The following is a 12,459-nucleotide window of genomic DNA, read 5'->3' on the forward strand; positions in this document are numbered from 1 at the left end:
TTATAAAATGGCTGCTTGATGTTTTTTCGGACTTTAATAAAAACATGACAATTAAAGTTATATTTTTATCTACCCATCCCAAACAATACTGTCTTCACCGTCAGCCCCAGAATCTTCACATCCATTCTGAAACTCTGGTGTTTGATATAATAAATATCATATTTGTGCTTCCACACCGCATCTTCTATCGAAGCACCATAGGCATATTTCACCTGAGCCAGGCCGGTAATGCCGGGTTTCACTGCATGGCGGAAACGGTAATAAGGAATCGTTTTTTCCAGCTCATCAATGAATACCTCCCGTTCCGGGCGTGGCCCCACCATCGACATTTCGCCTTTCAGCACATTGATTAGCTGAGGTAGCTCGTCAATACGGGTTTTACGGATAAATTTACCCACTTTAGTTACCCGGCTGTCATTCTTGCTGGCCCACTGCGCGCCGTGCTTTTCCGCATCAGAACGCATGGAACGAAATTTGATAACATCAAATTCACGGTTATACAGACCGGTACGCTGCTGGCGGAAAAATACCGGACCCGGTGATTCCAGCTTGATAAGCAATGCGGTTATCAGGCCAACAGGAATTGCCACCAGAGAGAGCATAAAAACGAACAGCAGATCCAGCATTCGCTTGAGAATACGGTTTTTGCGGTGCGTCAGAATAGAAAATGCTTTTTGATGCAAGAAATAGCCACTATGCAGCAAATCGACTTCGGTTAACCCCAGGCGGCGGTCCAGATAGCTGATCAACGGCTCAACCCAGGCACCTTTTTCCGTCATTTTAATTAAAAACTTTTTGGCCTGTGGTTCCATGGTCCAGTTTTTGTAATGACAAATAATTCTCCGGCGCTGTGCGCGGATGTCATAGTTATTCAGCTGATAACTGATGCCATTCGCCTGCAATACTTTATGCAGGCGTTCTTCATCCTCTTCTGCACAATAAACAAAAATTTCTGCATCTGTATCGGTCATGGCTACGCAATCCGCTTGCTCACGGTTTTGCGAGAGCTTGAACTTACCAGTTTCCAACATGGCTCGTGTGTTCGTTGCATTTGTCATAACTTAATCCCTTATTGTTTTTAGTTTTTTGCGCTCTGATAGCTGTATTGGTAATAACCGTAACTGCCGCCGTAATAGCCGGCTGCGCGTTTTTCCATCGCGTTCAGGATCGCGCCTTTCACCTCAATGCCGTTTTGTTCCAGCCGGCGTTGGGTGATTTCAATTTCTTTCGCGGCAGTGACGCCAAAACGGGCCACCAGCAGGGTGGTGCCCGCCAGACGGCCGACAATCGCGGCATCGGTGACGGCCAGCAGTGGCGGCGTATCCACCAGCACCAGATCGTAGTGCTGGCTGGCCCATTCCAGCAGCGCGGCAAAGCGCGGGTGCATCAGCAGCTCGCTCGGGTTCGGCGGCACCTGACCACGGGCGATAAAATCCAGCCCCGGCTGTTCGCCGGAGACGATGATCTGCTGCAGCTCTTGCTGGCCGCAGAGGTAATCGGAGAGCCCGGTTTTACCGGTCGTGCCGGAGTAGTGGTGCAGATGGCCTTTGCGCATATCGGCATCGATCAGCAGCACTTTCTGCCCGCCATGGGCGATCACCGAGGCCAGGTTGCCGGTGATAAAGGTTTTACCGATGGCTGGGCTCGGGCCGGTGATCATCAGCACGTTGTTGCGGGCCTCCATCATCGCGAAATGCAGGCTGGTGCGCAGGTTACGCAGCGCCTCAATGGAGAGATCGGCCGGGTTATGCTGTGCCAGCAGGGTCAGTTTTTTACCTTTCTGCTGCTTTTTGGTCTGCTCTGCCTGCCAGGCCGATAACGGCACCGAGGCATAGACGTTGACGCCCAGTTTTTCCAGCTCGTCCGGCCCTTCCACCCCCCGGTTAAACGCGGCGCGGATCAGCACCAGTGCCACTGACAGCATGCCGCCAAGCAGGGTGGCGATCACCACCAGCAGCGATTTTTTCGGTTTCACCGGCTGAATTTTTACCGCGGCATGATCGATGATACGCACGTTACCGACGGTGCCGGCCTTGAGGATGTTCAGCTCCTGCACCTTGTTCAGCAGTTGCAGATAGATCTCCTGACCGACCTGCACGTCACGCGTCAGGCGTAACACGTCCTGCTGCACTTTCGGCAGTTTCTGTACCTGCTGGTTGATACGTTCTTTTTCTTTCAGCAGCGTGTGGCGTTTTTCCAGCAGCGAGATATAGGCCGGGTGCGATTTGGTGAACTGCTGGGCAATGTCGGATTCTTTAAAGGTCAGCTCGTTCAGCTGGGTTTCCAGCGCTACCATGGTATCCAGCGCTGCTTTCGCTTCGAGGTTGAGATCGACCGATTCGTTCTTCTGGCGGTAGCTGTTCAGCTTCTGCTCGGACGCTTCCAGCGAACTGCGGACATCCGGCAGATGGGATTGCAGGAACTGCAGGCTCTTTTCCGCTTCCGCAGCATTACGTTCGATGTTTTTCAGCACATAGTTGCGGGCGACACTTTCCAGCACGGTACGGATCGCGTCGCGATCATCGCCGTTCAGGCTCATGGCCAGCATGCCGGTTTTCTTGCCTTTCTCGCTGACCAGCAGGTCTTGTTGCAGATCATTAATGACCTGTAACGCCGGCAGTTTGGTCAGGGTAAAGCGCTGACCGGCCTCGCCTTTCAGATCGGACACCAGCAGGCTGATGCCATCCTTGCTCTGTGCCAGTTCCCCGGCCTTGCCCTGCAGTAGGTCGGTGCCATCGAGGCTTAACTGATAAGCGCCGTTATCCTGCAGTTGCAGTGCAAAAGTCTGCCCTTCATAGGCGGCTGGTACCTGAAAACGGCCCACCCGCAGTGTGCCGGCCTGCCAGCCCAGACGTGCCGCCAGCCCTTTGCCGGCGCCATACGGAAAATCAGGCGCGATCTGCACATCCAGATTCAGCTCATCGACCGTCTGACCGATGATCATACGGGACTTGATCAGTTCGATTTCGGTAGCGGCTTCAGAGTCGCTGCCACTGCCCAGCATATCGCTGACTTCCGACAGACCGGGCACGCCGCCTTTTTTCTGTTCTACCTGCACCAACGCATCGGCCTGATAGATTGGAGTGGCACACAGCGCATAGATCACGCCGGCCAGTGCGAAGAAACCGGTGATGCCGGTGATCAGCCATTTGTTATCCAGCAGCAGGCCCAGCAGACGACCCAGATCGATGACCTCGGCCGTGTTACGGTTCTGCGGCTGCGGGGGGGTTGTTGTAGCCATTCTGTTCCCTGTTTATTTGTTCAGACGTTGTGCCCAGGCCTGCGTAGCCTCGGCTATCAGATCGTATGTAAATTCAAATGCTTCACGACTCTGCCGGTAAGGATCGGGGATATCGCGTTTCAGCCAGTGCCCGTAGAGCATGGTTTTACCGCGGACTTCCGGCGCAAGGCGCGTGACAGCGTCAATATGCTTTTGTTCCATGACCAGAATAAGGTCATGCTGCTGGCAGAGCGTGCGGGTGAGCTGCTGCGCGATATGCCCGTCAAGCGCCACGCCGTGCTGCCGGGCGATGGCTTCTGCGGTCGCATCGGCGCTCTGCCCTGCCAGAGCGGCAATGCCGGCAGAGGAAATGGTTTTATGCGGCAACGCCTGCTGCAGCAGGCGTTCGGCGGTGGGTGAACGGCAGATATTGCCGACACAGACAATCAGTACGGAATCAAAACGCATCATGATTATGGCCAGTTCTTGATCCGGAGAGCGCCTTCGCTTAAGTCATTGAAGCCACTGATGGTCGGCACCAGCTGGGCAATCACGCGGTTCCAGCGGGAAATTGGTGCGGCGGTGACATAGACCACATCATATGGCTGCAGCTGAAATTCGGTGCCCAGCACCAGCGCGGTCGCATCTTTGACGTTCAGCTGATAGATGCTGGCTAATTTGCTGTTTTTCGCGGCTTTATCGTGGTTGGCGCGGATCACGAACACGCCGGTCGCATCAGAGACCAGCTGATCCATACCACCAGCCTGCCCCAGCGCTTCGGTCAGCGTCATGCCGGTACGATCCATCTTCAGGGTGCTCTGTTTGGCCACTTCGCCCATGACAAACACCTTCAGCGCGTCGTTACGCGGCACATGGATGATGTCGCCGGGTGCCAGCAGGTTGTTCTGGCTGAGATCGCCGTATTGCATCAGATCCTGCAGCGACAGCGTGCTTTCCTTGCCCTTGCGGGTCAGCACCACGTTGCGCCAGTCGGCATCGGCAGAGAGCCCGCCGGCCTGATTGATGGCATCCAGCAAAGTGAGCGGTACGTTGGTGATCGCCAGTTCGCCCTGTTTGCCGACTTCGCCGGTAACATAGACTTTCTGCGAGCGGAAGGCGGCAACGCTGACATCGACCTGCGGGCTTTCGACATATTCCGCCAGACGATTGGCGACGTCATCACGGATTTCGGTGACGGTTTTGCCGGTGACTTTGACCCGGCCGATATAGGGGTAGAAGATTTTGCCGTCGCTGTGTACCCAGTTACCGGCATCGCTGGCACTGCGGTAGGAACCGGCCGGAATGGTTAACTCGGGGTGATCCCACACGGTGATATTCAGCACATCACCGACGCCGACGCGGTATTCATAGCCTTGCACGGCGGTTTCCAGTGCCGGATTGACGCGGGCTTGCGGGGCAGCAGGACGTAATTTTTCGATCAGGCGGGGGGTCATCGGGTAGACATCCACCAGTTTGTCGATGTCGGTGGCTGAGTCGTCTTTATCAACAATCTGATTTTTACCACTGACGGACAGGTGAGTCCCCGGAATGATGGTGCAACCACTCAGCAACAGGGTGGTTGCCAGCATGGAAAGAAGCAGTTTTTTGTTCATATATCCTGCGTGATTTTTTGTTGTTTTTGATTCGAATGGATGTTTTTTGTACAGATGATGAACTGGTTATTGATTGTGCCTTTCTGTGCTGCCGGCAGGCTCACCCGGCATCAGATATGGCTACCGCCAATGGCTTACAGCAGCCACTGCGCTGATATTTCTTCCAGTTGTTTGATTTAAATCGTTTTTTTCAGCTGCCGGCTTTGCGACACTGAAAAATTTTAATGCGGGAGGCAGGAGCGGAATGATTCCTTCCAAAATGTGACGTGCGATCCCTGCATTCAATTGAAGTACAGGGTAATCTATGACGCCGATCACATCAAGGATGAGATTTGGCTCAAAAAACGCTATTTCTGTAAAGCAGTTTTACAGAAATTGACAGAATGGGGGGGGTGGGGGGTTATTTCTGCACATGAATGCCATGCGCAGAAACAAATGATTAAACCAGACGGATCTCAAGTTTTTTGCCAAGAGCGGAAGCAAAGCGTTCAAGTGTGGAGAGTTTTACATCATCCGAATGATTTTCAATACGTGAAATGGCACTTTTTTGCGTATTCAGCTTATGGGCCAAATCATCCTGAGTAAGACCCGCATCTATGCGCGCTTCTTTAAGGAGTGCGCCAAATTTGAAAACGGCATAGCCTTCATCATAATTTTCAGCAAATCCGGCATCAGCTTGTTTTCGTTTGGAAATATATTTTTGTAAGTCACTCATATTTTGTTCTGTCAAAACGCTGAACCAATACACTTTTCAAAGATAGAACGCATCAAAGAATAATCACAGTAGTATCCTTTAATATTGGCCTCTAGCCATTCCCTAGGTTCAATAATTGACCAATCAATCTCAAAACCACAGTTGATGATCATGTGTTCAAATAGAATACGTTGTGCTCTACCATTACCTTCACGGAATGGATGAACCACATTCAGATCAGCATAAAGTTCCGCAATAGTAATAACTAAATCATCACGACTGAGTTCAACTAACGTATTGCCATAATCAATGGTTGAAAACAGCTTTTGAGCTTCAATTTCAATGCGCTGACATGAACAAAATCGAGTGTTGCCTTTTGAAATGTCTATTTGACGTAATTCTCCTGCCCATGGATATAAATCACCGAAAAGAGCTTTGTGGATCGCGCAAAAATAGTTCAGATCATAAGGGGGAAGAGCAAATTCAATTTGATTGGCACACAATGATGAAATCTCTCGTTCAGCATCTTCGAGTAAAGTCTCATCATGAATATTCAGAGAATTGATAAGGATGTCTGAATTTGGATAACAGTATGAATCCTGGCCGATGCCGTACTTGTCTCTACTCATTGTGACACTTGAGATCGATACTTATTGAGAATGCTTTCTTTTGTCATGGATAGTTCAGAAGAAGCCGGCTTCAGACCTTCGAGGCGAAGGCTGGCAGCATAGTTCCGCGCACGACTTTTTGCTGCAAACGCTTGTTTTTCTTGAAATGATTGTTTTTTCATAGTCTATACCTAAAAAGGTCTCTTCGTTTGATTATAAATCATGCACACAGATGCTGACTACTACGCAGGAGAGGATCAGGCGAACCTCGGGATTATCCCGGAATCTCAATTCGAGCCAGTACCGGCGACTGACATCAAATCAGTTATTTTGCAAAATCAGCAACAGTCATTTGCCAATTAGATAGTATTTCAGCAACAGAGAAAGGCATAAGCTGTCAGCATTGTTAGTGGTATGACGCAGGAGACAGCCATGAGCCGCTTACCTACTCTCTTTATTTCGCACGGTTCGCCGATGCTGGCGCTGGAGCCGGGCACCACCGGGCCGGTATTGACCCGGATCGGACAACAGTTGCCGAAGCCAAAGGCTGTTCTGGTGATTTCGGCGCACTGGCTGACGCAGCAGCCGACGCTGACCAGCGGTACGTCACCGAAAACCATTCATGACTTCGGTGGTTTCCCGCGGGCACTGTATGCGCTGCAGTATCCGGCCCCCGGTTCACCGGCACTGGCTGAGCAGGTGCAGGCGCTGCTGCAAAAGGTGGGGCTTGATGCGCGGCTGGACGCAGAGCGCGGGCTGGATCATGGTGCCTGGGTGCCGCTGCGGTATCTTTATCCGGAGGCGAATGTGCCGGTGGTGCAGTTGTCGCTGAATCCGTCGGTGCCGCCGAAGCTGCAGTTTGCGCTGGGGCAACTGCTGCGCGGTTTGAGCGAGGAAGGTGTGCTGATCCTGGCGTCCGGCAGTTTTACCCATAATCTGGGTGAGCTGCACTGGGATAGCCCGGAAGAGTTACCGCAGGCCGGTGATCCGTATGTCGATCAGTTCCGTGACTGGGTGATCGACAAGATTGAGACACATGATATCGACGCGCTGAATGATTACCGCAGGCTGGCACCGCATGCCCGCCGGGCCCATCCGACCGATGAGCATCTGCTGCCGCTGTTTGTGGCACTGGGTGCGGCGGATAACACCGAGGTGCGGCGTCTGCATAAGGATGTCGCGCTCGGTACGCTGGCGATGGATATTTTTGCTTTTGGGTCGGGGGGCGATGTGCTGGCGGAAAATGGGAATCTGAGTTAAAAAAGGGCTTCTTACTGAAGCCCTTCCTGTTAATCCTGCAGATAACCGGCGTGAAAGCGCAGGTGTTCTTCGATGAAGCTGGCGATGAAGTAGTAGCTGTGGTCGTAACCCGGCTGCATGCGCAGCAGCAGGTTGGCGCTTGCCTGCATGCCGGCGGTATACAGGGTCTGCGGTTTCAGCTGTTCGGCCAGAAAGTTGTCGGCGTCGCCCTGATCCACCAGCAGCGGCAGCGGACTGCCCCGGCGGGCCAGCAGCAGGCTGGCATCGAACTCTTCCCACCGCGTCCGGTCTTCCCCCAGATAGGCGGTAAAGGCTTTCTGCCCCCACGGACAATTTACCGGATTGGCAATCGGCGCAAAGGCCGACACCGAGGTAAACCGCGCCGGATTGCGCAGCGCCAGCACCAGTGCGCCGTGGCCACCCATCGAGTGGCCGCTGATCGCACGTTTGTCCGATAACGGCAGTTGCGCTTCCAGTAGGGTTGGCAGTTCGGTCAGGATGTAGTCGTACATCCGGTAATGCGTGGCCCACGGCACCTGCGTGGCGTTGACATAAAAACCGGCGCCCTGCCCCAGATCATACGCCGCGTCATCCGCAACCGCTTCGCCGCGAGGGCTGGTATCGGGGATGATCAGCGCGATGCCGAGTTCCGCCGCCACGCGCTGTGCGCCGGCTTTGGTGGCAAAGTTTTCATCGCTGCAGGTCAAGCCGGAGAGCCAGTACAGCGCCGGGACTTTTCCTTCAGCCGCTTGCGGTGGCAGGAACACCGAGAACTGCATGTCACAGCTCAGCACGGCGGAGGCATGTTTAAAGCGGACTTGTCGTCCGCCAAAACATTTCTGTTCCTGTACTAATGTCAGCGCGCTCATCAACGCTCCTTATTTATCAAACCGAATCACAGTGCGGATGGATTTGCCTTCGTGCATCAGATCGAACGCCTGGTTGATGTCGTCCAGCCCCATGGTGTGGGTGATGAAGGTATCCAGCTCGAACTCGCCGTTCAGGTAGCGCTCGACGATCCCCGGCAGTTGTGAGCGGCCTTTGACGCCACCGAAGGCGCTGCCTTTCCAGACCCGGCCGGTGACCAGCTGGAACGGACGGGTGGAGATCTCCTGCCCTGCCGCCGCGACACCGATGATCACCGATTCGCCCCAGCCTTTGTGGCAGCATTCCAGCGCGGAACGCATTACCTTGACGTTGCCGATACATTCAAACGAGAAGTCGACACCGCCATCGGTCATTTCCACAATCACGTCCTGGATTGGCTTGTCGAAGTTCTTCGGGTTGACCACATCGGTCGCACCCAGTTTCTTCGCGATATCAAATTTGTCTTCGTTGATGTCGATCGCGATGATGCGGCTGGCTTTGGCCATCACCGCACCGATGATGACAGACAGCCCGATGCCGCCCAGACCGAACACCGCGACGGTGTCGCCCGGTTGTACTTTGGCGGTGTTTTGTACCGCACCCATGCCGGTGGTGACGCCGCAGCCCAGCAGGCAGACCTTTTCCAGCGGCGCGTCTTTACTGATTTTCGCCAGCGCGATTTCCGGCACGACGGTGTGTTCGGCGAAGGTCGAGGTGCCCATGTAGTGGAAGATCGGCTTGCCGTCTTTGAAGAAACGGGTGGTACCGTCCGGCATCAGGCCTTTGCCCTGCGTGGCGCGAATGGCCTGACACAGGTTGGTTTTGCCGGATTTACAGAATTTGCACTGACCGCATTCCGGAGTGTACAGCGGGATCACGTGATCGCCGACCGCGACGCTGGTGACACCCTCGCCGACCGCTTCGACAATACCGGCTCCTTCATGGCCGAGAATGGCCGGGAATACGCCTTCCGGATCGGCACCGGACAGGGTGTAGGCGTCGGTATGACAGACACCGGTGGCCACGATACGGACCAGCACTTCACCTTTTTGTGGCGGCATCAGATCCACTTCTTCAATTGACAGGGGTTTGCCGGCTTCCCAGGCGACCGCAGCGCGGGTTTTGATCATAGTCATGGCTTATTCCTAAGTCTGATTCGGATTAGGGGGTAAACAGAATGCTGTTTCAGGACGAGAAAGAACGATTACAGTCAGGATGTGCTGTAATCGCTCTCTAACCTGCTCTCTCACAATCAGGTTAAGACCATTGTATTCAGTTCTTTACCGGTGATAATGAGTCAATCCGGCAAATGCTTTTTACTGTGGTGTAATAATGTCGATCAGGGATGGCGTATTTGAGTTTGTGTATGTGGTTGAAACCGAGAGTTTCACCGCGGCGGCCAAACGGATGGATGTTTCGGTGGCGCATATCAGCCGGCATGTGAATCAGCTGGAAAACCGGCTCGGGGCCAAGCTGCTGTACCGCACGACCCGCCAGATCCGGCTGACGGAAGTGGGCGAGGTTTATTACCACTATGCGCGCAAGGTGATGGACGAACTGCTGGAAGCGGAGCGTGCCGTGATCGAGATGGAAGGTAAGCAGATCGGCAAGCTGCGCATGACGGCGCCGGTCTATTACGGCGAGTATTTTGTCGCGCCGCTGGTGAATGATTTTCTGCTGCGCTATCCAAAGATTGATCTGGAACTGAACCTGACCAACCGTACCGTCGATCTGGTGGAGGAAGGCTATGATCTGGCCATCCGTCTGGGGACGCTCGACTCTTCCACCATGATGTGCCGCAAGCTGGTGTCCCGCACCCAGTATGTGTGTGCCTCGCCGGCGTATCTCGCGGCGCATGGCACGCCGCTGACGCTGGCCGATCTGGCGAAACACCGCTGCCTGAACGCGATCCTGGATCACTGGCGTTTTATCGAGAATGGCCGGCTGCGCAATATCCGCACCGGCGCGTCGTGGAGCTGCAATTCCGGTCTGATCGCCAAGGATGCCGCGCTGAAGGGCTTAGGCATTGTGCAGCTTCCCGATTATTACGTGCAGGAAGAGCTGAACAAGGGATTGCTGGTCAGTCTGCTGGAGGAGTTCCGCCTGCCGGACGACGGTATCTGGGCGGTGTATCCGCATAACCGCCATCTGTCGCCGAAAGTGAAACTGCTGGTCGATTTTCTGATCGAACGGCTGGGGACGCCGCCGGCGACAGAATAGAACCTATCAAGTTGATAGGTTGATACTTATGCCATATACTTGAGAGGTATTTGAATTTTGTTTCGAAGAGGCCACGACATGATCGGATTAGCATTCTCAGAACAAATTTCCATAAGGCGAAAGAAATGCATATTTCGACTTTTACAGAGTTTCCTCTAAGTAATAAAGCTGCAAGACAGATCATTAAAGAAATACTGAGTAATGATGATTCGCGATTTTTCATGACCCGTCACGCCATAGACCGAATGAACGAACGCGGCATTACAGAATCACAAATAAGAAATGTGCTGTTGAGTCCCAGCAGTTACGTTAGCGAAAATACCAGTCAAACCCCTCGGGGAGACTGGAAATTAAACATTACAGGGTGGTCAGCAGGCACAGTAATCGACGTAACGGTTGCATTACGGCGGGTTGAATCAGATCCGCATGCCTTCGTAATGACAGTGAAAATACCCCACTGAGGGGAAAACCTGTAATACAGGGGGTATCATATGAAAAAGTATCAATACAAAGAATGTGGATTAAGTAACGTCTACCTGTTAAACGGGTTTACGATCATTAACGATGAAGAATATGGTGAATGTGTCAGCATCAACAATCGTGCAGCGCTGGAAATCGCCATTGCTAAAAACGTTATTAATTTGCAACGGCCTCTGACAGGTGAAGAGCTGCGCTATTTGCGTAAAGCAATGAACCTGTCGCAAAAAGCGATCGGTGAACAAATGGGTTTATCTGAACAAACGATAGCCCGATGGGAAAAAGACGAAAGCAAACCATCACGGTCGGAAGATGCGGTTATCCGTGATCTTTATTGTGAATACATCAACTCGGATAGCAAAATCAGCTTCTTCCTGAAAGCAATAGCCAACGCAGAAGCCGAAGCTGTTATGACCCGTGAAATGAATCTTTGCACTGATGAACACGGCGCATGGGAAGTCGCGGCTTAAATCAGGCCATTCGCATGATTTTCTGGGTGATCTCCCCGCGCAGATGGGCCTGCATCTGCTCTGCAATCGCCCGGAAGGCGTCGCTTAAATCGGGTTGGGTGGGCACTGACGGTTCTCAGAAATGATGGAAGATTGTTTTGCAGATAAATAGATACTTACGATAATTTCGCCCTGACCAAGAGGCTCTATAATCTGTATATCTTTGATTTTAATAAAATTATCTCGCGTATTCACAACCCGGGTCATATATAGACTAATAGATACTTTAATAGATATTTAAATAGATTCTTTCACTTTGGTGAAGAGAAATAACCACTTACTCAATCAAATCCGGCCGGAGTCATTATACTGACAGTATCCGCCTGTTCTGATGAGGCTGCCGTCATGATGCGGAATTTGTGGCTGGTGATTTTCTTTGCGGTGCTGCTCTGGTCGGTGATTGAGCCGAAAGATCTGTTTACCTGGTTTCTGGAGGTGTTTCCGGCGCTGATTGCGCTGGTGGTGCTGGCGAAAACCCGCCATTCCTTTCCGCTGACGCCCTTGCTGTATCAGCTGATCCTGCTGCACGCCATCATCCTGATGGTGGGTGGTCATTACACTTACGCCGAGGTACCTCTGTTTGACTGGTTCAAGGAGTGGTTCGGCGCCACCCGCAATAATTACGATAAGCTCGGCCATCTGGCGCAGGGCTTTGTGCCGGCACTGGTTGCCCGCGAGCTAGTGATCCGCAAGCAGATCATCCGCGGCCGGCGCTGGCAGCATTTTTTCTGCGTCTGTACCTGTCTGGCGATCAGTGCCGTGTATGAATTACTGGAATGGGGCGTGGCGATTGCCACCGGCGAAGGGGCGGAAGCCTTTCTTGGCACGCAGGGTTATGAGTGGGATACACAGTCGGATATGTTTTATGCCCTGATTGGCGCGGTCACGGCGCTACTGACGCTGAGCCGTTATCACGACCGGCAACTGGCTCAATTCAAATAGGCCGCAACAACAAAGCCCTGCCAGTTTCCGGGCCGGCAGGGCTTTTTAT

Annotated in this window: 14 protein-coding genes; 5 read left to right on the forward strand and 9 right to left on the reverse strand. The window is 52.9% G+C overall.

Translation table 11 applies throughout. From position 1 onward, the window contains the following. Nucleotides 1-65: 65 nt before the first annotated feature. The 7 genes from HNR75_RS13025 to HNR75_RS13055 form a co-directional block, all read right to left on the reverse strand. On the reverse strand, nt 66-1,058 hold the full coding sequence (locus HNR75_RS13025) for a sugar transferase (protein WP_188027420.1): 993 nt from the start codon (nt 1,056-1,058) through the stop codon (nt 66-68). A gap of 20 nt (nt 1,059-1,078) precedes the next feature. Next, a complete protein-coding gene (locus HNR75_RS13030) occupies nt 1,079-3,241 on the reverse strand; it encodes a polysaccharide biosynthesis tyrosine autokinase (protein WP_188027421.1) in 2,163 nt (720 codons plus the stop codon). 12 nt (nt 3,242-3,253) lie between these two features. Continuing rightward, the gene (locus HNR75_RS13035) at nt 3,254-3,691 is read right to left on the reverse strand and encodes an arsenate reductase/protein-tyrosine-phosphatase family protein (RefSeq protein WP_223157910.1); all 438 of its coding nucleotides are present in this window, start codon (nt 3,689-3,691) and stop codon (nt 3,254-3,256) included. A 2-nt stretch (nt 3,692-3,693) separates the two neighbouring features. Continuing rightward, entirely contained in the window at nt 3,694-4,833 is a 1,140-nt protein-coding gene (locus tag HNR75_RS13040) for a polysaccharide export protein (protein ID WP_188027422.1), read from the reverse strand. Between the two features lie 439 nt (nt 4,834-5,272). Further along, the gene (locus HNR75_RS13045) at nt 5,273-5,548 is read right to left on the reverse strand and encodes a helix-turn-helix domain-containing protein (protein ID WP_188027423.1); all 276 of its coding nucleotides are present in this window, start codon (nt 5,546-5,548) and stop codon (nt 5,273-5,275) included. A gap of 11 nt (nt 5,549-5,559) precedes the next feature. Next, a complete protein-coding gene (locus HNR75_RS13050) occupies nt 5,560-6,156 on the reverse strand; it encodes a Fic/DOC family protein (RefSeq protein ID WP_188027424.1) in 597 nt (198 codons plus the stop codon). Further along, the gene (locus HNR75_RS13055) at nt 6,153-6,317 is read right to left on the reverse strand and encodes a YhfG family protein (protein WP_188027425.1); all 165 of its coding nucleotides are present in this window, start codon (nt 6,315-6,317) and stop codon (nt 6,153-6,155) included. Before HNR75_RS13055 ends, HNR75_RS13050 begins: the two co-directional genes overlap by 4 nt. 250 nt (nt 6,318-6,567) lie before the next feature. Between HNR75_RS13055 and HNR75_RS13060 the strand changes: the two genes are divergently transcribed. Next, on the forward strand, nt 6,568-7,395 hold the full coding sequence (locus HNR75_RS13060) for a DODA-type extradiol aromatic ring-opening family dioxygenase (protein ID WP_188027426.1): 828 nt from the start codon (nt 6,568-6,570) through the stop codon (nt 7,393-7,395). Between the two features lie 29 nt (nt 7,396-7,424). On the opposite strand, the gene fghA is transcribed toward HNR75_RS13060, so the two are convergent. Both fghA and HNR75_RS13070 read right to left on the reverse strand, forming a co-directional pair. Next, entirely contained in the window at nt 7,425-8,264 is an 840-nt protein-coding gene (gene fghA / locus HNR75_RS13065) for an S-formylglutathione hydrolase (RefSeq protein WP_343043285.1), read from the reverse strand. A 9-nt stretch (nt 8,265-8,273) separates the two neighbouring features. Next, complete coding sequence (locus HNR75_RS13070) at nt 8,274-9,398, reverse strand: S-(hydroxymethyl)glutathione dehydrogenase/class III alcohol dehydrogenase (protein WP_188027427.1); 1,125 nt, start codon at nt 9,396-9,398, stop codon at nt 8,274-8,276. Nucleotides 9,399-9,594: 196 nt separating this feature from the next. On the opposite strand from HNR75_RS13070, the gene HNR75_RS13075 reads away from it, so the two are divergent. The 4 genes from HNR75_RS13075 to HNR75_RS13090 all read left to right on the forward strand — a co-directional run bounded on the left by HNR75_RS13075 (nt 9,595) and on the right by HNR75_RS13090 (nt 12,410). Continuing rightward, nucleotides 9,595-10,482 (forward strand): LysR family transcriptional regulator, encoded by an 888-nt coding sequence (locus HNR75_RS13075; protein WP_188027428.1) that lies wholly within the window; start codon nt 9,595-9,597, stop codon nt 10,480-10,482. 125 nt (nt 10,483-10,607) lie between these two features. Then, complete coding sequence (locus HNR75_RS13080; RefSeq protein ID WP_188027429.1) at nt 10,608-10,943, forward strand: DUF4258 domain-containing protein; 336 nt, start codon at nt 10,608-10,610, stop codon at nt 10,941-10,943. A gap of 30 nt (nt 10,944-10,973) precedes the next feature. Then, on the forward strand, nt 10,974-11,429 hold the full coding sequence (locus tag HNR75_RS13085; RefSeq protein WP_188027430.1) for a helix-turn-helix domain-containing protein: 456 nt from the start codon (nt 10,974-10,976) through the stop codon (nt 11,427-11,429). Between the two features lie 384 nt (nt 11,430-11,813). Continuing rightward, a complete protein-coding gene (locus HNR75_RS13090; protein WP_188027431.1) occupies nt 11,814-12,410 on the forward strand; it encodes a DUF2238 domain-containing protein in 597 nt (198 codons plus the stop codon). Nucleotides 12,411-12,459 lie beyond the last annotated feature (49 nt).

The organism is Tolumonas osonensis, from assembly GCF_014202415.1.
GTDB lineage: Bacteria > Pseudomonadota > Gammaproteobacteria > Enterobacterales > Aeromonadaceae > Tolumonas > Tolumonas osonensis.